Here is a 21,453-nt window from a genome sequence, read left to right as displayed (position 1 = left end):
CTACCGGGACCGCGCTACCCCAAGATCCAGAGCAGTAGCAAACCCAGCAGGATGCTGCAAAGTCCGAAGAAACGAAGCTGGCCGTCACGCAGCTGCATGAGCTGGCCGAAGCCGCGCCGCCACCCTCCCGGTGAGACGAAAGGCAGGATGCCTTCGATCACCAGGACGAGCGCCAGCGCGCTCCAGAAAGTGTCGGCGCTCACGGCTCCTGGGGACGGCTGCGAATCAACGACGGGAAGCGTTGGTGTTCGAACCCGAACCTTGCATGGCGCGGAAGAAGTCCGAGGATGGATCGAGCACCATCACGTCGCTCTTCTTGTTGAAGCTCTGTTTGTAGGCTTCGAGGCTTCGGTAGAACTGAGCGAACTGCGGGTCGCGGCCAAAGGCCTCGCTGTACGTGGAAGCGGCCTGGGCATCACCCTCGCCCTTGATCTTCTGCGCGTCGCGGTAGGCGTTCGCCACGATCACTTCGCGCTGGCGGTCAGCGTCGGCGCGGATCTTCTCGCCTTCGGCCGTGCCGGTCGAACGCAGCTCGTTGGCCACGCGCTTGCGCTCGGCTTCCATGCGGCGGTAGACCGATTCGGTGATGGCTTCCACATAGTCGACACGCGTGATGCGCACGTCGACCACGTCCACGCCCCAGGGCTTGGCACCCTTCACCACCGACAGCACTTCGCGCTGCACGTCGGCCATCAGGGCCTCGCGGCGCACCGAGATCAGGTCGCGCACGGTGCGCTTGTTGATGTTTTCCTGGAACGCATTTCGCACCACGCGGTTGAGCTGCATGGCGCCGGCGTTCTCGTCGAGGCCGACATTGCGGATGTAGGCTTGCGGGTCGCTGATGCGCCAACGCACATACCAGTCGATCACCACACGCTGCTTCTCGGCGGTGAGCATCGGCTCGGTGTCCACGCTCGACAGCGTCAGCAGGCGCTTGTCGATGTACGACACGTTCTGGAACGGCGGCGGCAGCTTGAAGTTGAGGCCGGGCTCCGTGATGACCTGCTTGATCTGGCCAAGCGCATAGACCACGCCGAACTGCCGCTGGTCGACCACGAAAAGGGTCGAGCTTGCCAACACCAGCAGCACGAGGATCGAGGTGGCGATGAATCCGATTCTGTTCATATTCTTTCGGGCCTTTTTCAACGCACGTCGCGGTCACGCGAGCGGCCATCGCGGGCACGCACGTCGTTCGTCGCAGGGGCCACCGGGATCACCGAGGACTGGGCCGGTGCAGTGCCGGCAACGCTCGGGCTGGCCGCGTCGACCGGCGTGGCCGCCGCATTGTTGCCGCTCAGCTGCATGAGCTTGTCGAGCGGCAGGTACAGCAGGTTGGAGCCCTGCTTGCTGTCGACCAGCACCTTCGTCGTGCTGGCGTAGATCTGCTGCATGGCGTCGGTGTACATGCGGTCGCGCGTCACCTGCGGGGCCTTCTGGTATTCGGCCAGCACCGCACTGAAGCGGCCGGCATCACCCTGGGCCTGCGCCACGATCCGCGCCTTGTAGGCCTCGGATTCTTCCTTCAGGCGCGAAGCCGTGCCGGTGGCGAGCGGCACCACGTTGTTGGCATAGGCCTGCGCATCGTTCTTGGTGCGCTCGCGCTCCTGGCCAGCCTTGAGCACGTCGTCGAACGCGGCCTGCACCTGCTCGGGCGGACGCACACCGCCCTGCTGCAGGTTGATGCCGACGACTTCGACGCCGATCTTGTAGCGGTCGAGAATGGTCTGCATCAGCGCGCGCACGCGCGGTGCGATCTGATCGCGCTCTTCGGCCAGCGCGGCGTCCATCTTCATCTTGCCGACCACCTCGCGCACCGAGGTCTCGGCCACCTGCACGACGGTGTCGGCGGGCGACTTGCTTTCGTAGAGCCAGGCACGCGGATCGCTCAGGCGGTACTGCACGGCGAACTTGATCTCGACGATGTTCTCGTCTTCGGTCAGCATGGCCGACTCGCGCAGCCCGGTGGAGCGCACGATGGCGTCGCGGCCGACGTCGGCGGAACGGATCTGCGTGGTCACCACCACCTCGTGGCGCTGGATCGGGTACGGCAGGCGCCAGTTGAAGCCGGCGCCCACGGTGCTCTTGTAGCGGCCGAACTGTGTGATGACGGCCTGCTGGCCCTCGTTCACGATGAAGAAGCCGGTGCCGAGCCAGATCAGGACCACCACTGCCGCCACGAGACCGAGGCCGAATCCTGCATTCTTCATGTCGGGCCTGTAGCCGTTGCCGCCACCATTGCCGCCGTTGGGGCGGTTGCTGCCGCCCTTGCCACCGAAGAAGCCACCGAGCTTGCGATTGAGGTCGCGCCAGAGTTCATCGAGGTCGGGAGGACCTTGATTGGGACCCTGTCCCCGAGGGCGGTTGTCGTTGTTGCCGTTGTTGCCGCCATTGCTCGAAGGCGGTGGGGTCGGTGCGCCCGGGGGATTGGCGTCGGGGGGGCGGCTGCCGTTGGAAGACGGCTCGTCGCCGCGACCCCATCGGCCGTCGTTCAGGTTGAACATGCCCAGAAACCCTCTCCGCGCTGGCTTTGAATTCATTCGCTTCGTTCTCTTGTCAGTGGCGGGATTGTGCCCAATCAATCGGTTGCATCGTGCAATTCAGCGTCTGCCTCAGGGGTCATCGTATCGGCTACGGAACCCGACTGCCGGGCGAGTTCGGCGCGCAGCAACGGCACGCCCTCACCGCTCTTGGCGCTGAGGAAGATGCGGGGGACCTGCGCGCCGTCGATTTCCATCTCGTCCTGCAGATGCAGCGGATGCTGCGCGCTTTCAAGAGCGTCGAGCTTGTTGAACACCAACAGCTGCGGCACGGTGTCGGCACCGATCTCGCGCAGCACCGCCTGCACCTCGGCCATCTGCTCGGGGTAGTGGGGGTTGGAGGCATCGACCACATGCAGAAGCAGGTCGGCATCGACCGCCTCCTGCAGCGTGGCTTTGAAGGCATCGACCAGCCCGTGCGGCAGGTCGCGGATGAAACCCACGGTGTCGGAGATCGACACCTGCCGCCGGGCATCGCCCAGGTAGAGATTGCGCGTGGTGGTGTCGAGCGTGGCGAACAACTGGTCGGCAGCATAGGCGCGGGCCTTGACCAGCGCATTGAACAGCGACGACTTGCCCGCGTTGGTGTAGCCCACCAGCGAGATGTTGAAGGTGTCGCGGCGCTCGCGCTGCCGGCGCTGGGTGCCGCGCTGCTTCTGCACCTTGGCGAGACGCTCGCGCGTGCGCTTGATCGACTCGCCGATCATCCGGCGATCGAGCTCGATCTGCTTTTCACCCGGGCCGCCGCGCACGCCTGCACCGCCGGTCTGGCGCTCCAGGTGGGACCATCGGCGGACCAGCCGCGTGCTGAGGTACTGCAGGCGAGCCAGCTCGACCTGCAGCTTGCCCTCGTGCGAACGCGCGCGCTGGGCGAAGATCTCGAGGATGAGAAAGGTTCGGTCGTAGACCGCGATGTCGAGCTGGCGCTCGAGGTTGCGCTGCTGCGCGGGGCTCAGGGCCTGGTCGAAGATGACCTCGCTCGCCCTGTACAGGGCAGCCAGCTCCTTGATTTCTTCGGCCTTGCCGCTGCCAACGAACAGGGCCGCGTCGGGTGCCTTGCGCTTGCACGCAAGGCGGGCGACGGGCGTCAGGCCCGCGGTCTGCGCGAGCAGGCCGAGTTCCTCGAGTTCGCTGTCGAAATGGGGCAGCCCGAAATCGACGCCGACGAGAACGGCGGCGCCTTCCTGGCGGGGGATCAGTTCAGACAAGCGGGATCAGAAATTGGGAAAAAGCGCGGCAGCAGGGGCCGCCGCGCTCCGCGCGATCAGGCTGCGGCGTCTTCGTTCTCGGTAGCCGAGAAGTTGACGGCACGACCCGGCACGATGGTGGAAATGGCGTGCTTGTAGACCATTTGCGTCACCGTATTGCGAAGCAACACGACGTACTGGTCAAAAGACTCGATCTGGCCCTGCAGCTTGATGCCATTCACCAAATAAATGGAAACCGGCACGTGCTCACGACGCAGGGTGTTCAGAAACGGGTCTTGCAGAAGTTGCCCTTTATTGCTCACGATATTCTCCGTGTTCAAGAGTAGTTGTTGGAGAGATGACCTTAACACAGGGTTTCTGCGCCGCAGCAATCGGGGTCAAAAGCCTTGAGAAAATAACGGCTCTCAAAAGACGGAACTTCCACTCGGCTCGCGGTTCATCGGCCGCCATCGGCGGCCAAGCCCCTCAGTCGTCCTTGTCGGCAAATGGATTGTGCGAGCTCTTGAACTCGATGCGCAAGGGGGTACCCACAAGGTCGAACTCCTTGCGGAAGCGTCCTTCGAGGAAGCGCTTGTAGGCGTCGGTCACGTGCTCCAGCGAATTGCCGTGGATCACGATCACCGGCGGGTTCATGCCCCCCTGGTGCGCATAGCGCAGCTTGGGCCGGTACATGCCCCCGCGCTTGGGCGCCTGGAACTGCACCGCCTCCAGCAGCAGGCGGGTCAGCACCGGCGTCGACATCTTGCGCGTGGCCGACTTGTGGGCCTGCGCGATCGCCTGCCACACCGGGCCCAGGCCCTGGCGCTTGATGGCCGAGATGAAATGCAGCGCCGCGAACTTCAGGAACGGCAGCCTGGTCTCGATCTGCCGCTGGATCTGCTCGCGCTGGTAGCTGTCGACGGCGTCCCACTTGTTGATCGCGATCACCACCGCACGGCCGCTTTCGAGGATGTAGCCGGCGATGTGCGCGTCCTGGTCGGTCACGCCCTGCGTGGCGTCGAGCAGCAGCAGCACCACGTTGGCCGATTCGATGGCCTGCAGCGTCTTGACCACCGAGAACTTCTCGATCGCCTCGAACACCCTGCCCTTGCGGCGCAGGCCGGCCGTGTCGATCAGTTCGAAGCGTTGGCCGTTGCGCTCGAAGGGCACGGAGATCGCATCGCGCGTGGTGCCCGGCATGTCGAAGGCCACGAGGCGCTCTTCGCCGAGCCAGGTGTTGATCAGCGTGGACTTGCCCACGTTGGGCCGTCCGGCCACGGCCAGCTTGATCGGCTTGTTGACCTCGTCCTCGTCCGCCTCGTCGTCGGGATCGGGCAGGTTCAGCGGTTCCAGGGCGAGTTCGACGAGGTCGCGCATGCCCTGCCCGTGCGCAGCAGATACGCCATGCACGTCGCCGAAGCCGAGTTCGTAGAAGTCGACCAGCTTGGTGCCGTCGTGCATGCCCTCGGCCTTGTTGGCCGCCAGCACGCAAGGCTTGCCGAGGCGGCGCAGTTCGTTGGCGATGTCGTGGTCTTGCGCCGACAGGCCCTCGCGGGCGTCGACGACGAAGATCACCACGTCGGCCTCGGCCACGGCCTGCCGCGTCTGCTTGGCCATTTCCTTGTAGATGCCGCTGCCCGCGTCGGGTTCGAAGCCACCGGTGTCGATGACGATGAACTCGTGCTTGCCCAGGCGGCCATTGCCGTAGTGGCGGTCGCGCGTGAGGCCGGCGAAGTCGGCGACGATGGCGTCGCGCGTCTGGGTCAGGCGGTTGAAGAGGGTCGACTTGCCAACGTTGGGCCGCCCGACCAGGGCCACGACCGGCTTCATGGCCGGCCTTTCGATGGCGCGGTTTTCATGGTCGGGCCTTGGAAAGAGAAAAGGAAAAGGAAAGAGTTATTCAGGGCGATAACCAAACACGCCACCCTTGGCAGTCACGACCACGACCGTGTTGCCGGCCAGCACCGGCGTGACGGTGATGGCCGAGCCATCGGGCGTGACACGATTGAGCAACGCGCCATCTTCACGCGACACGAAGTGCAGCGTGCCGGTGTCTTCGCCGATGATCAGCGAGCGGCCCACGGCCAGCGGCGCGGTGAGGTTGCGGTTCTTCAAGCGGCTCATCTGCCAGGCGCGCTCGCCGTCGGCACGGCGCCACGCGACGACGCTGCCGTCGGACTCGGTACCGAAGACAAAACCGCTGTCGCCGCTGACGCCGTCGGCGCCCGAGGCGGGCTTGCTCCAGACCAGCGAGCCGCGCACGGTCTCGACGCAGCCGACGCTGGCGTAGTACGCGCGGGCGCAGATGGTGTCGCCGAAGCGGCTCACGCTGCCGGTCAGATCGACCAGGCGCTCCACGTCGTTGGTGCCGCGCGGTGCCGCAATAGGCGATTCCCAGCGCGAAGTGCCATTGGCGGGGTTGATGCCCACCAGTCGGCCGCCGATGCCTGCCACCAGTGTGTCGCCCACGGCGATCAGCACGCCCGACTTGCGCAGCACGAGGTTTTCACCCGTGCGCTGCTGGATCCAGAGGCGGCGGCCGCTCTGCCCGTCCCAGGCGCTGATGCTGCGGTCGGCGGTCTGCACGAACACGCGGCGTCCCGCCACGAGCGGTGCTGTGAAGGCCTGGGCCGAGAGCTTCTGCTTCCACAGGACCTTGCCGTTCTCGATGGCGACCAGTTCGTTGCCGGTGGTCACGACTGCGGCCATCGACCCGTCGCTGCCTACACCGGCTGCCAGCGGTGCGCCGGCGCTCGCGCGCCAGGTTTCACGGCCGGCGCGAGCGTCGATGGCAACCACCGTGCCATCGCTGCCGGCCACGGTAACGGTGTCGCCGCTGATGTCGGTGGTAAGAGGGAACTTGACCTCGGGGATGCGCACCGTCCAGGCCTGGCGCACGCCCATCAGGGCCGGATTGGCGGGAAGTTCTGCCGGCTTCGGCTTGCTGCTGCCCGAACAGGCGGCGAGGAGCGCCACCAAAACAAGAGCTGATCCCGCGCGCAGGGCGGTCGATTCAGGCATGAAACGCTTGAAATTCATATGCGGTCAGGGAGTTTTGGGGACTGCGGGTGTGACGGTGGCGACTGGCGCCAGGCTCTTCGGGTCGACACCAACCGCGTTGAGCTTGATTTCGACCAGGCGGCGGTAGTCGGAGGTGGCACCAAGGCCGGTCCAGGCCTTGCGGTATTCGGCCTGCGCCTCGGCGCGCTTGCCCTGGGCCAGGTAGATATCGCCCTTGCGGTCGGCCACCAGCGGTTCGAATTCCTTGGGTACGCTGCTGTCGAGCTGCTTGATCGCATCGTCGTAGGACTTGCTGTCGAGCAGTTCGGCCGCCAGCCGCAGCCTGGCAATAGCCTTGTAGCCCGGATCGACGGCGTTCTGCGCAACCCATTCGAGTTCCGCGCGCGAGCCCGCGGCATTGCCCTTTTCGTACAGCGTCTTGGCGACCAGCAGGCCGGCCTGCTGCGCGTAGGTAGTGCCCGAGAAGCGCTTCTTCATGTCGTCGAGCACGAGCGCGATGCGCGCCGGATCGCCGGCCTGCGCGGTCTTCTCGATTTCGTCGTAGAGCGACGAGGCTTGCGCCGCCTTGTTGCGTCCATACCATTGCCAGCCGTTCCAGGCCACGAAGGCGCCAGCGACGAGCAGCACGGCCCATGTGATCAGGGTGCCGTAGGTGTTCCAGAAATGCTTGAGCTGGTCGAGCTGTTCCTGTTCTTCGAGGTCGAGATGGGTTGCCATGCGCTGTCAGGTGTTGGGAGCCGGCGATTGTAGGGTGGCGGCCCAGGCGGCCACTTCGGCAAGCGGCCGGGAGGTCTGCGCACCGCTTCCGTCGCGCAGCGCCTTGAGAGTCACTTCGCCGCGTGCAAGTTCATCGGCGCCGAAGATCAGGGCGTAGGTGGCGCCGCTGTTGTCGGCCCGCTTGAACTGCGACTTGAAGCTGCCGAGGCCATCCGCCGTGGCGGCGTGCATCTGCACACGCACGCCGGCGTCACGCAACTGCTGCAGCGTACGCAGCGCCACCGGCATGGCAGAGGCATCGGGCACGACGGCATAGACATCGGGGGCCCGTACCGGGATCTGAGTGCCCTGCTCCTTCATGAGGTCGAGCACGCGCTCCACGCCGATTGCCCATCCCACTGCAGGCGCCGGCTTGCCGCCGAGTTGCTCGAACAGGCCGTCATAGCGGCCGCCGGCACACACCGTGCCCTGCGAGCCGAGCCGGTCAGTCACGAACTCGAACACGCTGAGGTTGTAGTAATCGAGGCCGCGCACGAGGCGCGGGTTGATGGTGTAGGCGACGCCGTTGGCGTCGAGGATGGCCTTCAACCCCTCGAAGTGCGCCAGCGATTCGGCACCGAGGAAGTCCATCAGTCTCGGCGCCGACTCGACCACATCCTTCATCGCCGGATTCTTGGTGTCGAGGATGCGCAGCGGGTTGCTGTGCAGGCGGCGCTTGCCGTCCTCGTCGAGCTTGTCGGCATGCGCCTCGAAATGCGCGATGAGCTGAGCACGGTGCTGCGCCCGCTCTGCCGGCTGGCCAAGGCTGTTGAGCTCCAGCCGCACGTCGGTCAGGCCGATCGCCTTCCAGAGCGCACTCGCGAGCAGGATCAATTCAGCGTCGATGTCGGGACCGGCAAAACCCAGTGCCTCGACGTCGATCTGGTGGAACTGCCGGAAGCGCCCGCGCTGCGGCTTCTCGCGCCGGAACATCGGCCCGATGGCCCACAGGCGCTTGCCGCCGTCATAGAGCATGTTGTGCTCGATCGCGGCCCGCACAATGCCGGCGGTGTTCTCGGGCCGCAGCGTCAGGTGGTCGTTGTCGCCGTACTTGTCCGAGCGGTCGTGAAAGGAGTACATCTCCTTCTCGACGATGTCCGTCACCTCGCCGATGCCGCGCACGAACAGCGCCGTGTGCTCGAGGATCGGCGTGCGGACGTTGCGGTACGCATAGCGCCCCATCAGATCGCGCACGGTGGCCTCGAGCCATTCCCAGCGCGCCGATTCGGGCGGCAATATGTCGTTCATGCCTTTGACGGCATTCAATTTTTCAGCCATGAGTCTGCGGAGGTGTCAGGCCAGGGCAGCGTGCTCGCCGCCGAAGCGCTTTTCGATGTAGGTTTCGACGAGTTGGTGAAACTCGTTGGCGATATTGTCGCCGCGCAGCGTGAGGGCCTTTTCGCCGTCGATGAAGACTGGCGCGGCAGGCGCCTCGCCGGTGCCAGGCAGGCTGATGCCGATGTCGGCGTGCTTGCTCTCGCCGGGGCCGTTGACGATGCAGCCCATGACGGCCACCTTCAGCGTCTCGACGCCCGGATATTTCTTGCGCCAGACCGGCATCTGCAGGCGCAGGTAGTCGTCGATCTGCTTGGCCAGTTCCTGGAACGTGGTGCTGGTGGTGCGGCCGCAGCCCGGGCAGGCTGTGACGCTCGGCACGAACACGCGCAGGCCCAGGGCTTGCAGGATCTCGTTGGCAATCAGCACCTCTTGCGTGCGCGACTCGCCCGGCTGCGGCGTGAGCGACACGCGAATCGTGTCGCCAATGCCCTCCTGCAGCAGGATCGACAACGCCGTGGCCGAGGCCACCGTGCCCTTGGTGCCCATGCCGGCCTCGGTGAGGCCCAGGTGCAGCGGATAGTCGCAGCGCCTGGCCAGTTCGCGGTAGACCGAGATCAGGTCCTGCACGCCGCTCACCTTGCACGACAGGATGACCTGGTTGCCGCTCATGCCCATCGACTCGGCCAGCCTGGCGGACTCGACGGCCGAAGTGATCAGCGCCTCGTACATCACCTGCCTGGCATCCCAGGGCTCGGCGCGCTGGCTGTTGGTGTCCATCAGGCTGGCGAGCAGTTCCTGGTCGAGGCTGCCCCAGTTGACGCCGATGCGCACAGGCTTGTTCCAGCGCATGGCCGCGTCGATCATCTGGCCGAACTGCCTGTCCTTCTTGTCGCCCTTGCCCACGTTGCCGGGGTTGATGCGGTACTTGCTCAGCGCCTCGGCGCAGGCCGGATAGTCGGTCAGCAGGCGGTGGCCGTTGTAGTGGAAGTCGCCGATCAGCGGCACGTCGATGCCCATGCGGTCGAGCTGCTCGCGGATGTAGGGCACCTGCGCGGCGGCCTCGGGCGTATTGACCGTGATGCGGACCATTTCGGAGCCGGCAATGGCCAGTTCCTTCACCTGGATCGCGGTGCCAATGGCATCGACGGTGTCGGTGTTGGTCATGGACTGCACGCGCACCGGAGCGTCGCCGCCCACCGTGACCACGCGCGGCCCCCAGACCACGCTGGCCTGGCGCGAGCGGCGCGCTTTTGGCGCGGCCGACTCGATGGGAAGCGGGAGGCATTCGCCGGTCATGGTTTCACCTCGAAGCGTGCCACGCCACCACCCTTGGTGACGGGCTTCAGGTCGTATGGCTGGCCACGCACCTGCACGTCGACGCTCGACGCGCGCCCGACCACGACGGACAGCGGCAGCGTGCCCGACAAACCCACCGTTTCGCCAGCCTTCAGGCTGCGGCGCAGCAGCTGCTTGCCCCCGGCTTCGGTCACGGTGACCCAGCACTCTTCCCGTGCCACGAAGACAAGCTGCTGGGCGTTGGCGGCAGCCGTGGCGGGCGCGGCAGGGGCGGCGGGCGCCGCAGCGGCCGGTGCCGCGGCGGCAGCAGGCGCGCCAGGGTTGGCGCCCGCGGGAGCCTCGCCCACCGGACCGCTCGGCGCCACGGCCTGCACGGGCACGTTTTCCGCGACAGCGCCGGTCCCGCTGGACGACACCGGTCCGCCGGCAGGCGCCGAACCCTCACTGGATTCGCCTCGGGCCGTCAGCCGCGACACGGAAGCCCCGATCTGGTCGAACACCGACTGCGGCAACCAGAACAGCGCACCCGCGGCCACCAGCAGGAGCCCCACCGCGATCAGCAGCGCACGCGAAGGCAGCCCACTGGAACGGCCGTTGTTGTTCCAGCGAGGCGTGTTGGAGGCGATGTTCCCTCGCAGCGTGCGATCTGCCTCGGCCAGCGACACCTTTTGCGTGCTGGGCAGCTTCGCGAGCACGGGCGCGGGATCGATGCGCAACGCGCGGCAGACGCTGCTCGCCAGGGCGCGAGCGAAGACCGGATCGGGCAGCGAGGCGATATCGTCCGCTTCAAGCGCCATGAGCTTCTGCGGCGGCACCTTCAGCGCGGCAGCCACCATCTCGATGTGCAGGCCGTGGGCCTCGCGCGCCTCGCGCAGCAGGTCGCCGGCTGTCTTGTGCGTGATGTCGCCTTCTTCCAGCGGCTGTGCTGCGAAAGTGCCGAACTCCGAAACCCGATCAGTCATTGAAATTCCCGCGCTCGTACGCTGTTGCCTCCCGCGACTGGGGGAAGCGTCGTTGCAGTTGACCTCCCAACTGCGCGACTGCCTCGCGGTTGTTCAGCTTTCGTTCGACCCTGATGCCGAGCCAGAGCGTCTCGGCGCTGGCCGAGGGGCTGTTGTTGACGCGGCGAATGTAGAACTGCGCGCGCGACCATTCTTCGCGCTGCGCCAGCAATGAAGCCAGATTGAAGCCGACCACCGGATTGCCGGCGTCGATCTCGTAGGCCTGCATGAGGCTGCGCTCCGCCTGGACCCGCTGGCCGGCCTTGAGTTCGCACACGCCCTGCGTCATGAGCGTCTTGGCGCGGTCCGCATAGCTCGGCACGGCCAGGGCTTCGGTGAACTGCACAGCCGCATCGCCGTAGCGGTTCTGCTGGCACAGCAGCCAGCCGTAGTTGTGTCGCGCGTTGGGGTCGCGCGGATTGATGGCGATGGCGCGGCGGAAGCTGTCTTCGGCCAGCGCGGCGTCGTCGAGCCGCATGTAGACCAGGCCGCGCAGGTTGTAGGCGTCGGCGTTGTTGGGATCGGCGGCCAGCGCCTGCTTGATCTCGTCGAGCGCGACGGTGGTCTGGCCATGCTCGAAATAGCCGGAGGCCAGTTCCATGCGCAGGCGCGCACGGCGCTGCCGGCTGGTTTCGTCGGACTCGGTGACGATCTCGGCGCCCTTGCCCGAGCTGGTGTCGGCCAGGCTGGTGGTGGTGGTGCGCGTGTTCACGCAGCCCCCAAGCAGCAACGCCATGGCAACGCCCGCGAAACCCACAGTCAGCATCCGCTGCACGCTCGCGGTCGTCATCGGAATGGCCATGCTCATCGGTTCAGTGCTCCTGGGGGGTGGTCTTGCGGACCGGATGCAAAACAATGGGGCGCTCCGCCGCGCGGCGCTGCGCCATGCGCTCGGCCGCACGGGTGCGGTCCTTGACGTCGCCAGCGAGCTGGCCGCAGGCGGCGTCGATGTCGTCGCCGCGCGTCTTGCGCACGGTGGTCACGAGGCCGGCTTCGCTCAGCGTCCTGGCGAATGCCAGTACGCGTGGCTGCGGTGAGCGCAGCAGGCCCGACGCCGGAAAGGGGTTGAACGGGATCAGGTTGAACTTGCACGAGATGCCGTGCGTACGCACCAGCTCGATGAGCTGCCGCGCATGCTCGGGCTGATCATTCACTCCGTCGAGCATGCAGTACTCGAAGGTGATGAAGTCGCGCGGTGCATGCGCCAGGTAGCGCTTGCAGGCCTCGATCAGTTCGGCGATCGGGTACTTGCGGTTGAGCGGCACGAGGTCGTCGCGCAGCGCATCGTTGGGCGCATGCAGCGAGACGGCCATGGCCACCGGGCAATCGGCGCCGAGGCGGTCGATCATGGGCACCACGCCGGAGGTCGACACCGTCACGCGACGGCGCGACAGCCCGTAGGCGTTGTCGTCGAGCATGGTGCGCAGCGCGGGCACGAGCGCCGAGTAGTTCTGCAGCGGCTCGCCCATGCCCATCATCACCACGTTGGAGATGACGCGTTCGTCGCGCTTCAGGTGCTTGCGCAGGAAGTGTTCGGCAAACCAGAGCTGGGCGACGATTTCGCCCGTGCTCAGGTTGCGGCTGAAGCCCTGATGCCCTGTCGAGCAAAAGCGGCATCCGACCGCACAGCCGGCTTGGGACGACACGCACAGGGTGCCGCGGTCGTCCTCTGGAATGAATACGGCTTCGACGGCATTGCCGTCACCGACGTCGAACAGCCACTTGATCGTACCGTCCTTGGATTCGTGCTGCGTGATGACCTGCAAGGCCTCCACGCGCGCCGTGGTCGCGAGCTTCTCGCGCAGCGACTTCGCCAGATCGGTCATCTGGGCGAAGTCGCTGGCGCCACGCTGGTGGATCCAGCGGAACAGCTGCGTGGCGCGGAATTTCTTCTCGCCGAGTTTTTCGCAGAACGCAGCCAACCCCTCGAGATCGAATTCGAGCAGATTGGCCGTGGTCATGGAATCGATCGGCAGACAGCTTCAGCGCGCGTAGACGTTGAGGCCGGCGAAGAAGAAAGCGACTTCGTTCGCTGCGGTTTCGGCAGCGTCCGAACCGTGCACGGCGTTGGCATCGATGCTGTCGGCGAAATCGGCGCGGATGGTACCGGCAGCGGCCTTCTTCGGGTCGGTGGCGCCCATCAGGTCGCGGTTCTTGGCGATGGCGTTGTCGCCTTCGAGCACTTGCACGAACACGGGGCCCGAGATCATGAACTCGACCAGGTCCTTGAAGAAGGGACGCTCCTTGTGCACGGCGTAGAACTGTTCGGCTTCGTTGCGCGACAGGTGCACCAGCTTGGCGGCGACGACCTTGAGGCCGGCAGCTTCAAAACGGGAAACGATCTTGCCGATGACGTTCTTGGCAACTGCATCGGGCTTGATGATGGAAAGGGTACGTTCGATAGCCATTGAAATGCTTCCTGGAGCTTTGATTTTGAAGTGTTTTGTCACAACTGCGACGCGCTTGTTGCATCACATGTCGACAAAGCCTCTGATTTTAACCGGCGCAGCCTTTCGGATTGGTGAAAACCCCGCGAAAGGCCGCGTACCGACGGCTGGCTTTCAGCGCCCGCGGCGGCGGCCGCCACCTTGGCCGCCCTGGCCGCCGAAGCCGCCACCGCCGCCGCCACCACGACGCGGGCCTGCGCGCTGCTCCTTGCGCTGGCGCGAGAAGCTGTCGGCGCCGATGTAGCCCAGCGAGGTCTTCATTGGATCGGGCTGGTTGGCGCCGCTGGGTTGACGGTCGTCGCCCTGCTGGCGATTGCCGCCACCCTGGCGGTTGCCGCTGTTGCCGCGGCGTCCCTGCCCCTGGGGCGGACCGCCGTTGCCACCGCCACGATTGGGACGGCCACCCCGGTCACCGCGCGGCGGACGACCATCGCCCAGCGGATTCGGGATCGGCGCTTCCCGGCTGCCTTCGTCGCGAGCATCGCGCATGTCGCGCGGCTGCTGGCCGCCACCACCATTGCGATTGCCGCGGCGCTTCTTGTTGCGCCCGCTTCGGCCATTGCCGCCACCACCCTCTTGCCCCGGGCCACGCTGCTGCGGGCCGGGCCGGGCAACCGCGCCGCCGGAAGCCTGGAACAGCGCGCGAATATCACGCTCGTCGAGTTCCATCCAGGCGCCGCGCTTCAGGCCGCGCGGCAGCACCATGGCGCCGTAGCGGATGCGAATCAGCCGGCTGACCGCGTGGCCCACCGACTCGAACAGGCGGCGCACCTCGCGATTGCGGCCTTCGGAAATGGTCACGCGATACCAGCAGTTCGAGCCTTCGCCGCCGCCGTCCTCGATGGTGCCGAATTGCGCCATGCCATCGTCGAGGCGCACCCCGTCGAGCAGCTTCTGCTTTTCTTCGCTGGTGAGCGCGCCCAGCACACGGACCGCGTACTCGCGCTCCAGGCCGAAGCGCGGGTGCATCAATTGATTGGCCAGGTCGCCGGAGCTGCTGAACAGCAGCAGCCCTTCGGTGTTCAGGTCGAGGCGCCCGACCGACTGCCACTTGCCCTGCTGCAGGCGCGGCAGCTTGCGGAACACGGTCGGGCGGTTCTGCGGATCGTCGTGCGTGACCACCTCGCCCACGGGCTTGTGGTACGCGATCACGCGCGGCGGCGGAGGCGCGATGCGGTAGCGGATCGGCTTGCCGTTGATCTTGACCTGATCGCCGTACTGGATGCGCTGGCCGATGTGGGCCGGCTCGTTGTTGACGGAAATGCGGCCCTGAAGAATCAGCTGCTCCATTTCGAGCCGCGAGCCCAGGCCGGCCTGCGCCAACACCTTGTGCAGCTTGGGCGAATCCGCCTCGGGCAGAAGCACGCGCTTGAGCGGCGGGACTTCGGGGCTTTCTTCGTCGGCGTCGAACTGGCCGGAGATGACGTCCGAGAAACGGATCGGCTCGGGCGGCGGCGCGTTGCGCTGTTCGCGCTCTGCGGCGCGGCGGGCGCGGTCGAGGTCGTCTTCTTCTTCGTCGGGCTCTTCTTCGTCTTCGTCCCGCTCTTCTTCGCCGTCATCGCTGCTGTTGCGATCGGCTTCGACCGGTGCGGGATTGCGGGCCTCTTCAGCGGCGACGGCGACAACCGGAGCTTCCTCGGCGGCAACGACCGCCGGCGCGATCGCCTCGGGGGGCTGTGCAACAGGCAAAGCCACCGCTTCATCCGCCATGGACGGCTCGACCGGCTTCTTCTTGCGGGGCGCTCTCGGTTTCTTGGGCGCCTCGGCCTCCACCGGTGCAGCGATTTCCTGCGCAGCTGCCTCCGGCGCTACCGATTCAATAGCATCACCTGCGGCCTTCCTGGACGGGGCCGCCCTTTTCTTCTTTTTGACTTCGGGCTCGGCCGGCAGCATCGCCGCGTCTTCGGTGTCGGTTGTGCTCATGAGGTTTTTCCGGGAGAGGGAGCGTGGGGGTCGACCTCGTCCTGGGACGGGGCATCGGGTTCTGGCGACGGTGCCTGAGCGGACTCGGGCTCGGGTATGGATTCGGGTTCCGGCGCGAGCTCGGGTTCGGGCTCGATGGGAGATTCGGTGCCTGCGGCGTTCTCGGCAAACTGCGCCTCGGCGGCTTCGGCGGCGGAAGACTCCAGCTCTGCCATCCCCGATGCATCCGCATCGCCCTCTGCCAGCGCTTCGATCTCGGGCGCGGCATCGATGGGCAACCCCTGCTGCTCGCCGGACGCCTGCTCGAGGGCATCGACCAGCGCTGCCTGCTGCGCGGGCGTTTCGATCAGTGGCAACTGGTCTAACGAGGCCAGGCCCAGGTCGTCGAGGAACTGGCGCGTGGTTGCATACAGCGCCGGACGGCCGACCGTTTCGCGATGGCCGATGACCTCGACCCAGCCGCGGTCTTCCAGCTGCTTGAGGATCAGCGAGTTGATCGTCACGCCACGAATGTCTTCCATGTCGCCGCGCGTGGCCGGCTGCCGGTAGGCAATGATGGCCAGCGTCTCGAGTGCGGCGCGGGTGTAGCGCGGCGGCTTCTCGGGGTGCAGGCGATCGAGGTGGTCGCGCATCTCGGGCCGGCTCTGGAAACGCCAGCCGCTGCCGACGCTCACCAGCTCCAGGCCGCGCTGCGCCCAGTCTTCCTGCAATTCGAGCAACAGCACCTTGATGGTGTCCGCGCCCAGCTCGTCGTCGAACAGCACGCGCATATCGCGCACCGGCAACGGCTGGCTCGAACAGATCAAGGCGGTTTCGAGAATGCGCTTGGCATCCGCCGTATTCATGGTTCGCGTTATCCGGGAAAAGGCGCCTCGGGGCGCTAGTTCAGAAGGATGAAAGGAGTAGGCGCTGCAGGCACGCGGCAAATGCAACGCAAGGCCGGCCTCGGGTGACCGGCGCGGCTCTCGGGCCGTCAGGCGCGATTGTAATCCAGCCCCCAGGCCCGCAAAGCCTGGACGAGGTCGGCGGGCGGCGGCGAGCGGAACTCCAGCGCCGCTTGTGTGACGGGATGCACGAAGGCCAGCCTGAATGCATGCAGCGCCTGCCGCGACAGCCCGGCAGCCGGCACCCCGCCGTAGAGCGCATCGCCCACCAGCGGATGGCCGATCGACGCCATGTGCACGCGGATCTGGTGGGTGCGCCCGGTTTCGAGGGTGCAGCGCACGGCGCAGCCTTCGGCGTTGCTGTCGAGCCGCTCGATCAGCGTGCGCGCCGTCTTGCCCGCATGCCGCTCGAGATCGACCACAGCCATGCGCAGCCGGTTGCGCGGATCGCGCCCGATGGGGGCGTCGACCTGCCGGCCCGCGGCCCCCTCCCACGGCTTGTGGCCGATGGCCAGGTACTGCCGCTTGACCTCGCGCGCAGCGATCAGCGCCACCATCGCATCCATGGCGGCCCGGGTGCGCGCCACCACCATCAGGCCGCTGGTGTCGCGGTCGAGCCGGTGCACGATGCCGGCGCGCGGCAGCAGCACGGCCCTCGGGTCCAGCGCCAGCAGGCCATTGAGCAGCGTGCCGCTCCAGTGTCCCGGCGCCGGGTGCACGACCAGGCCGGCGGGCTTGTCGACGATGCGCAGGTGTTCGTCCTCGTGCACGGTGACGATGTCCATCGGCTCGGGCCGGAAGGCCTGGCTCTGGGGTGTGGGACGAAGCTCGATGCGGCCGGCCTGTCCCGCCTTGACGGTGGCCGAGACCTTGGTCAGCGTGCGGCCCTGCAGCTCGACAGCGCCAGCCTCGATCAGCTGCTGCAGGTAACTGCGGGAAAACTCGGGCACCAGCGCGGCGAGCGCGCGATCGAGCCGCTGGCCGTGCTGGGCCGGGTCGATGACGAAGGGCCGCTGCTCGCTGGGTTCGATCGGATCGGCCCCCTCCTCGAACTCGGGCACCTCCAGTGCCTCGGGGGTATTGCCCAAAGGGTCGGTCGATATAATTGAGGGCAACTGTTTCACGAAAGCCGTATGTGATGTTTCGCGCCAAATTATCGGTCCCCGCCTGGATCGCGCTCAGCGCCGCGGCTGTGCTGGCTGCTGGCTGCTCGTCGACCTCCGTCGACAAGACCGCCAACTGGAGCCCCAACCGCATCTATTCGGAAGCCAAGGACGAGGCCGGATCGGGCGCCTACGACAAGGCCGTGCCGCTGTACGAGAAGCTCGAAGGCCGCGCCGCCGGCACGCCGCTCGCGCAGCAGGCGCAGCTCGAAAAGGCCTACGCCCAGTACAAGTCGGGCGAAAAGGCGAACGCCATCGCCACCGTCGACCGCTTCATGAAGCTGCATCCGGCGAGCCCCGCCATCGACTATGCGCTCTACCTCAAGGGCGTGATCAACTTCAACGACGACCTTGGCATGTTCGCGTTCATGACGCGCCAGGACCTGTCCGAGCGCGACCAGAAGGCCGCCAAGGAATCTTTCGAGTCGTTCAAGGACCTCGTCACGCGCTTCCCCGAGTCGCGCTACACCCCTGACGCGCGCCAGCGCATGAACTACATCGTGAACTCGCTCGCGCAGTACGAAGTTCACGTGGCGCGCTACTACTATTCGCGCGGCGCCTACCTGGCGGCCATCAACCGCGCCCAGGTCGCGCTGTCCGACTACCGCGAAGTACCGGCGCTCGAAGAAGCCCTGTACATCATGGTGAAGTCGTACGACGCCCTCGGCATGAAAGACCTGCGCGACGACACCCAACGCGTGCTGACCACCAACTATCCGAAGAGCACCTACCTCGCGAACGGCTTCAAGGGCAAGGACGATCCCTGGTGGAAGCTCTGGTAGCCCCTAACTAAGTCTTGAGTGCGTCCAGCGCGGCCTCGAAATCCGATTCGTTTTCGAGCCGCCGCATCGGTGGCAGCGCCGCCAGCAACCGGCGGCCGTAGCCCATGGCCACCAGCCGCGTATCGCAGATCGCCAGTACGCCGCTGTCGGTTTCGCGCCGAATCAATCGGCCCGCCCCCTGCTTGAGCGCCACGGCCGCCTCGGGCAGCGAATAGTCGGCAAACGAACTGCGCCCCTGCGCTTCAAGGCGCTGTGAGCGCGCCTCGACCAGCGGATCGTTCGGCGGCGGGAACGGCAGCTTGTCGATCACCACCAGTTGCAACACATCGCCCGGTGCGTCGAAGCCTTCCCAGAACGAGGCCGACGCCACCAGCACGCAGCCTGCGCGCCCGGCGCTCGCGCCTTCGCGGAAGCGATCCATCAGCACGCGCTTGGGCAGCTCGCCCTGCACCAGCACTTCGGGGCGCGCTTGCGCGTCGAGCAGTTCGAATTGCTGCCTCATCTCGTCGCCGATGGTGCGCAGTGCGCGAAGCGTGGTCGTCAGCACCAGCGTGCGGCCGCCCAGCTCGGTCGCGCCGCGCGCGGCCAGTTGCGCGACGCGCTGGCTGTGCGACGGATCGTTGGGCTTGGGAAACGCACGCGGCACATAGAGCGCAGCCTGCGAGGCATAGTCGAACGGGCTTTGCACGCGCAGCACTTCCGCGTCCTGCAGGCCGCAGGGCTCGGTGAACCAGCGCAGCGTGGGCTCGTCGCCCAACGTTGCGGAGGTGAAGACCCAGGCGCGGCCGCCATCTTGCTGCGCCGCCGTCTCGCGCGCCGGCCGCTCGCCATAGCCGTCGAGATCCTCGTCGTCGCCATCGGCCGCATCGGGGTCTGCCTCGGCGATCTTGAGCACCCGCTTGCGCATGGCGTCGGCAATGTCCAGCGGCGATTCGATGAGCCGCAGCTGCGAGCCCACATCGACCCAGCGCACCGAATCGCTCTCGCATGGCAGGGCGAAGCGCGCGATGCGCTTCGCGAGTTGGCGGGCCCGCTCGTGCAGCCGCACGAAGTCGGGCGAGATTTCGCTGACGGTGGCGAGCCCCTCGGCCGACAGCTCGAACGCTTGCAGCAGGTCGTCCAGCGCTTGCTGCCACGCATCGGGATCGACACCCTCGGGCGAGGCACCCAGCCAGCGCAGCTTGGCGCCGGGCCATTGCTTGCCGACCACGAGCCGCAGTTCGCGCGCGGCGCGCTCGACTGCCGCGACCAGTTGCTGCCAGTCGACCAGGCCGCGCGCATGCTGCAGGCCGGCACCCAGCATGTCACGCGCAAAGTCGAGCGCCTGCCCGCTGCCGAGCTGCGCACCGAGAAACTGCACGCCGGTTTCGTTGAGCTGGTGCGCTTCGTCGAACACCACCACGCTCACGGTCGGCAGAAGCTCCGCCATGCCGGTCTCGCGTACCGCGAGGTCGGCAAAGAACAGATGGTGGTTGATGACCACGATGTCGGCCGCCAGCGCCTCGCGCCGTGCCAGGTTGACATGGCAGGGCTTGAACTGCGGGCATTGCGCGCCCAGGCAGTTCTCTCGCGTGGAGGTGATCAGCGGGATCAGCGGCGAGCGCTCGTCCAGCCCCGGCAGCTCGGCCAGGTCGCCGGTGCGCGTGGCCTTCGACCACTGCTCGATCTTGGCAAGCGTGCGCAAGCTGCCGCGTTCAGGCAATGAGGCATCGTGGCGCGCCAGATCGAGCCGGTGCAGGCAAAGATAGCTGCCGCGCCCCTTGAGCAGCGCGGTGCGCACTGGCAGCCCGAAGGCTTCGACAAGACGCGGCAGGTCGCGGCCGAACAACTGGTCCTGCAGCGTCTTGGTGGCGGTCGAGAGCAGTACGCGTTCGCCGCTCAGCAGGGCCGGCACGAGATACGAAAAAGTCTTGCCCACCCCGGTGCCCGCTTCGACCACCAGCACGCCGCCCTGGTCGATGGTGCGGGCCACGGCTATCGCCATCTCGGTCTGACCCGCGCGCTCGCGGAACTGCTCGGCGGCACGCGACAGCGCGCCGTCCTGCGCGAAGGCGTCGCGCACCTGGTCTTCGAGCGCCCCCGTCACGCCGGCTCTTTCGGGTCGAGGTCGTTTTCGAGGCGCGCGATCTGGTCGCGCAGTGCGAGGCGGCGCTTTTTCAGGCGCCGCAGCAACAGCTCGTCTTGCGGCGAGCCCTCAGCCAGCCGGTCGATGGTGGCGTCGAGATCGGCATGCTCGATGCGCAATTCGATCAGCTGGCGGGAAAGGGAGTGAAGATTGGAGTCCAACGGTGGGGAGCGGCTGCGAGGTTTTCGCGGCGCATGTTCATTCGATAATACGTCCTGACACGAATCTCCGAGAAGACAGAAACACGCGCTTCGGCGCATATGCCTCATGACCCAAGGCTTTCGACTCGCCGCGGCCACCGGACTCCACAAGGGAGACCGCCCGTACCAACAAGACCAGGTGCTGATGATGAGCCATCCACGCGTGCCTGGCTGCGTGCTGGGCATCGTGGCCGACGGCATGGGCGGGCGCAGCGGCGGGCGCAAGGCCTCCGATCAGGTGCTGATGACGGCACGCCAGCTCTTCGCCCGCTACCAGCCCAGCCGCGACGACCCCGAAGCCGTGCTGAAGCAGATCCTCGAAGACTCGCACACGGTCATCAAGCTCACCGCCGTTTCCAGCGAACAGGAGCCGCACAGCACGCTCGCGGCCTTCCTCATGACCCCCAAGGGCGACTGTGCCTGGATCCATGCCGGCGACTCGCGCATCTATCACTTCCATGACGGGCAGCTCGTCAAGCGCACGCGCGACCATTCGTACGTGCAGGTGCTGATCGACCGCGGCCAGATCACCGAGGCCCAGGCCAACGTCCACCCGCAAGGCAACATCCTGCTCGGCTGCCTGGGCATGACGACCACGCCGCCGCCCATCGACCCCTACTACATTCCGAAGATGGAACCGGGCGACCTGCTGATGGCCTGCAGCGACGGGCTGTGGCATTACTTCAGCCCCGAAGAGCTGGCGAGCGTGCTGTACGCGCAGCCGCCGCGCGATGCGGTCGAAATCCTGGTGGGTGAAGCGCGCCGCCGAGCCCGGGGCACGGGCGACAACATCTCGATTGTCGTCCTGAAGTTCGATCCGCTGCCGGCGACAACCGCCTGAGCGGCGCCCCTG

General features: G+C 66.6%; 21 protein-coding genes. 2 read left to right on the top strand and 19 right to left on the bottom strand.

Annotated features, from left to right (window positions below; all coding sequences use genetic code 11):
• Positions 1-14: 14 nt before the first annotated feature.
• From PMI12_RS01450 to PMI12_RS01370, 17 genes are all read right to left on the bottom strand, one after another.
• Positions 15-203, bottom strand: coding sequence for a DUF2065 domain-containing protein (locus PMI12_RS01450; protein ID WP_042672606.1), 189 nt, complete (start codon positions 201-203; stop codon positions 15-17).
• Positions 204-225: 22 nt separating this feature from the next.
• Positions 226-1,125 (bottom strand): protease modulator HflC, encoded by a 900-nt coding sequence (hflC, locus tag PMI12_RS01445; RefSeq protein WP_007828296.1) that lies wholly within the window; start codon positions 1,123-1,125, stop codon positions 226-228.
• A 17-nt stretch (positions 1,126-1,142) separates the two neighbouring features.
• The gene (gene hflK, locus PMI12_RS01440) at positions 1,143-2,501 is read right to left on the bottom strand and encodes an FtsH protease activity modulator HflK (RefSeq protein ID WP_007828295.1); all 1,359 of its coding nucleotides are present in this window, start codon (positions 2,499-2,501) and stop codon (positions 1,143-1,145) included.
• A 74-nt stretch (positions 2,502-2,575) separates the two neighbouring features.
• Entirely contained in the window at positions 2,576-3,745 is a 1,170-nt protein-coding gene (gene hflX / locus PMI12_RS01435) for a GTPase HflX (protein WP_007828294.1), read from the bottom strand.
• Between the two features lie 56 nt (positions 3,746-3,801).
• Complete coding sequence (hfq, locus tag PMI12_RS01430; protein ID WP_007828293.1) at positions 3,802-4,047, bottom strand: RNA chaperone Hfq; 246 nt, start codon at positions 4,045-4,047, stop codon at positions 3,802-3,804.
• Between the two features lie 163 nt (positions 4,048-4,210).
• A complete protein-coding gene (gene der / locus PMI12_RS01425; protein WP_007828291.1) occupies positions 4,211-5,554 on the bottom strand; it encodes a ribosome biogenesis GTPase Der in 1,344 nt (447 codons plus the stop codon).
• A 66-nt stretch (positions 5,555-5,620) separates the two neighbouring features.
• Positions 5,621-6,763, bottom strand: coding sequence for an outer membrane protein assembly factor BamB (gene bamB, locus PMI12_RS01420; RefSeq protein ID WP_007828289.1), 1,143 nt, complete (start codon positions 6,761-6,763; stop codon positions 5,621-5,623).
• Between the two features lie 6 nt (positions 6,764-6,769).
• Positions 6,770-7,462 (bottom strand): YfgM family protein, encoded by a 693-nt coding sequence (locus PMI12_RS01415; RefSeq protein ID WP_007828287.1) that lies wholly within the window; start codon positions 7,460-7,462, stop codon positions 6,770-6,772.
• Positions 7,463-7,468: 6 nt separating this feature from the next.
• Entirely contained in the window at positions 7,469-8,779 is a 1,311-nt protein-coding gene (gene hisS / locus PMI12_RS01410) for a histidine--tRNA ligase (protein WP_007828285.1), read from the bottom strand.
• A gap of 15 nt (positions 8,780-8,794) precedes the next feature.
• Complete coding sequence (gene ispG / locus PMI12_RS01405) at positions 8,795-10,075, bottom strand: flavodoxin-dependent (E)-4-hydroxy-3-methylbut-2-enyl-diphosphate synthase (protein ID WP_007828283.1); 1,281 nt, start codon at positions 10,073-10,075, stop codon at positions 8,795-8,797.
• Positions 10,072-11,037, bottom strand: coding sequence for a RodZ domain-containing protein (locus PMI12_RS01400; RefSeq protein WP_007828281.1), 966 nt, complete (start codon positions 11,035-11,037; stop codon positions 10,072-10,074). Before PMI12_RS01400 ends, ispG begins: the two co-directional genes overlap by 4 nt.
• On the bottom strand, positions 11,030-11,884 hold the full coding sequence (gene pilW / locus PMI12_RS01395; RefSeq protein WP_007828280.1) for a type IV pilus biogenesis/stability protein PilW: 855 nt from the start codon (positions 11,882-11,884) through the stop codon (positions 11,030-11,032). The genes PMI12_RS01400 and pilW overlap by 8 nt, the downstream gene beginning before the upstream one ends.
• 4 nt (positions 11,885-11,888) lie before the next feature.
• Positions 11,889-13,037 carry a 23S rRNA (adenine(2503)-C(2))-methyltransferase RlmN gene (gene rlmN, locus PMI12_RS01390; protein ID WP_007828279.1) on the bottom strand — a complete coding sequence of 383 codons (1,149 nt, stop codon included), beginning with the start codon at positions 13,035-13,037 and terminating at the stop codon, positions 11,889-11,891.
• 21 nt (positions 13,038-13,058) lie between these two features.
• Positions 13,059-13,484 (bottom strand): nucleoside-diphosphate kinase, encoded by a 426-nt coding sequence (gene ndk, locus PMI12_RS01385; protein WP_007828277.1) that lies wholly within the window; start codon positions 13,482-13,484, stop codon positions 13,059-13,061.
• Positions 13,485-13,637: 153 nt separating this feature from the next.
• Positions 13,638-15,446 (bottom strand): pseudouridine synthase, encoded by a 1,809-nt coding sequence (locus PMI12_RS01380; protein WP_007828275.1) that lies wholly within the window; start codon positions 15,444-15,446, stop codon positions 13,638-13,640.
• Positions 15,443-16,291 (bottom strand): SMC-Scp complex subunit ScpB, encoded by an 849-nt coding sequence (scpB, locus tag PMI12_RS01375; RefSeq protein WP_007828273.1) that lies wholly within the window; start codon positions 16,289-16,291, stop codon positions 15,443-15,445. The genes PMI12_RS01380 and scpB overlap by 4 nt, the downstream gene beginning before the upstream one ends.
• Positions 16,292-16,419: 128 nt before the next feature.
• Positions 16,420-17,418, bottom strand: coding sequence for an RluA family pseudouridine synthase (locus PMI12_RS01370; protein ID WP_007828258.1), 999 nt, complete (start codon positions 17,416-17,418; stop codon positions 16,420-16,422).
• A 50-nt stretch (positions 17,419-17,468) separates the two neighbouring features.
• Here PMI12_RS01370 and PMI12_RS01365 point away from each other — a divergent pair, with 50 nt between their 5' ends.
• Entirely contained in the window at positions 17,469-18,275 is an 807-nt protein-coding gene (locus tag PMI12_RS01365; RefSeq protein ID WP_007828252.1) for an outer membrane protein assembly factor BamD, read from the top strand.
• A gap of 7 nt (positions 18,276-18,282) precedes the next feature.
• On the opposite strand, the gene PMI12_RS01360 is transcribed toward PMI12_RS01365, so the two are convergent.
• Both PMI12_RS01360 and PMI12_RS01355 read right to left on the bottom strand, forming a co-directional pair.
• Positions 18,283-20,361 (bottom strand): ATP-dependent DNA helicase, encoded by a 2,079-nt coding sequence (locus tag PMI12_RS01360; protein ID WP_007828250.1) that lies wholly within the window; start codon positions 20,359-20,361, stop codon positions 18,283-18,285.
• Positions 20,358-20,561, bottom strand: a complete 204-nt coding sequence (locus PMI12_RS01355) for a YdcH family protein (protein ID WP_007828249.1) — start codon at positions 20,559-20,561, stop codon at positions 20,358-20,360. Before PMI12_RS01355 ends, PMI12_RS01360 begins: the two co-directional genes overlap by 4 nt.
• 106 nt (positions 20,562-20,667) lie before the next feature.
• Between PMI12_RS01355 and PMI12_RS01350 the strand changes: the two genes are divergently transcribed.
• Positions 20,668-21,441 carry a PP2C family protein-serine/threonine phosphatase gene (locus tag PMI12_RS01350; protein ID WP_007828247.1) on the top strand — a complete coding sequence of 258 codons (774 nt, stop codon included), beginning with the start codon at positions 20,668-20,670 and terminating at the stop codon, positions 21,439-21,441.
• The last annotated feature ends 12 nt before the right edge of the window (positions 21,442-21,453 follow it).

This window comes from Variovorax sp. CF313 (genome assembly GCF_000282635.1).
Lineage (GTDB): Bacteria > Pseudomonadota > Gammaproteobacteria > Burkholderiales > Burkholderiaceae_C > Variovorax.
Note: the sequence above shows the minus strand (reverse complement) of the source record. Positions and strands in the feature narration are given on the sequence as shown.

Excerpts from the sequence above, each read along its gene's own strand:
- hflC (WP_007828296.1), bottom strand. The coding sequence starts at position 1,125 with ATGAACAGAATCGGATTCATCGCCACCTCGATCCTCGTGCTGCTGGTG.
- hflK (WP_007828295.1), bottom strand. The coding sequence starts at position 2,501 with ATGTTCAACCTGAACGACGGCCGATGGGGTCGCGGCGACGAGCCGTCT.
- der (WP_007828291.1), bottom strand. The coding sequence starts at position 5,554 with ATGAAGCCGGTCGTGGCCCTGGTCGGGCGGCCCAACGTTGGCAAGTCG.
- bamB (WP_007828289.1), bottom strand. The coding sequence starts at position 6,763 with ATGAATTTCAAGCGTTTCATGCCTGAATCGACCGCCCTGCGCGCGGGA.
- PMI12_RS01415 (WP_007828287.1), bottom strand. The coding sequence starts at position 7,462 with ATGGCAACCCATCTCGACCTCGAAGAACAGGAACAGCTCGACCAGCTC.
- hisS (WP_007828285.1), bottom strand. The coding sequence starts at position 8,779 with ATGGCTGAAAAATTGAATGCCGTCAAAGGCATGAACGACATATTGCCG.
- ispG (WP_007828283.1), bottom strand. The coding sequence starts at position 10,075 with ATGACCGGCGAATGCCTCCCGCTTCCCATCGAGTCGGCCGCGCCAAAA.
- PMI12_RS01400 (WP_007828281.1), bottom strand. The coding sequence starts at position 11,037 with ATGACTGATCGGGTTTCGGAGTTCGGCACTTTCGCAGCACAGCCGCTG.
- pilW (WP_007828280.1), bottom strand. The coding sequence starts at position 11,884 with ATGAGCATGGCCATTCCGATGACGACCGCGAGCGTGCAGCGGATGCTG.
- rlmN (WP_007828279.1), bottom strand. The coding sequence starts at position 13,037 with ATGACCACGGCCAATCTGCTCGAATTCGATCTCGAGGGGTTGGCTGCG.
- ndk (WP_007828277.1), bottom strand. The coding sequence starts at position 13,484 with ATGGCTATCGAACGTACCCTTTCCATCATCAAGCCCGATGCAGTTGCC.
- PMI12_RS01380 (WP_007828275.1), bottom strand. The coding sequence starts at position 15,446 with ATGAGCACAACCGACACCGAAGACGCGGCGATGCTGCCGGCCGAGCCC.
- scpB (WP_007828273.1), bottom strand. The coding sequence starts at position 16,291 with ATGAATACGGCGGATGCCAAGCGCATTCTCGAAACCGCCTTGATCTGT.
- PMI12_RS01365 (WP_007828252.1), top strand. The coding sequence starts at position 17,469 with ATGTTTCGCGCCAAATTATCGGTCCCCGCCTGGATCGCGCTCAGCGCC.
- PMI12_RS01350 (WP_007828247.1), top strand. The coding sequence starts at position 20,668 with ATGACCCAAGGCTTTCGACTCGCCGCGGCCACCGGACTCCACAAGGGA.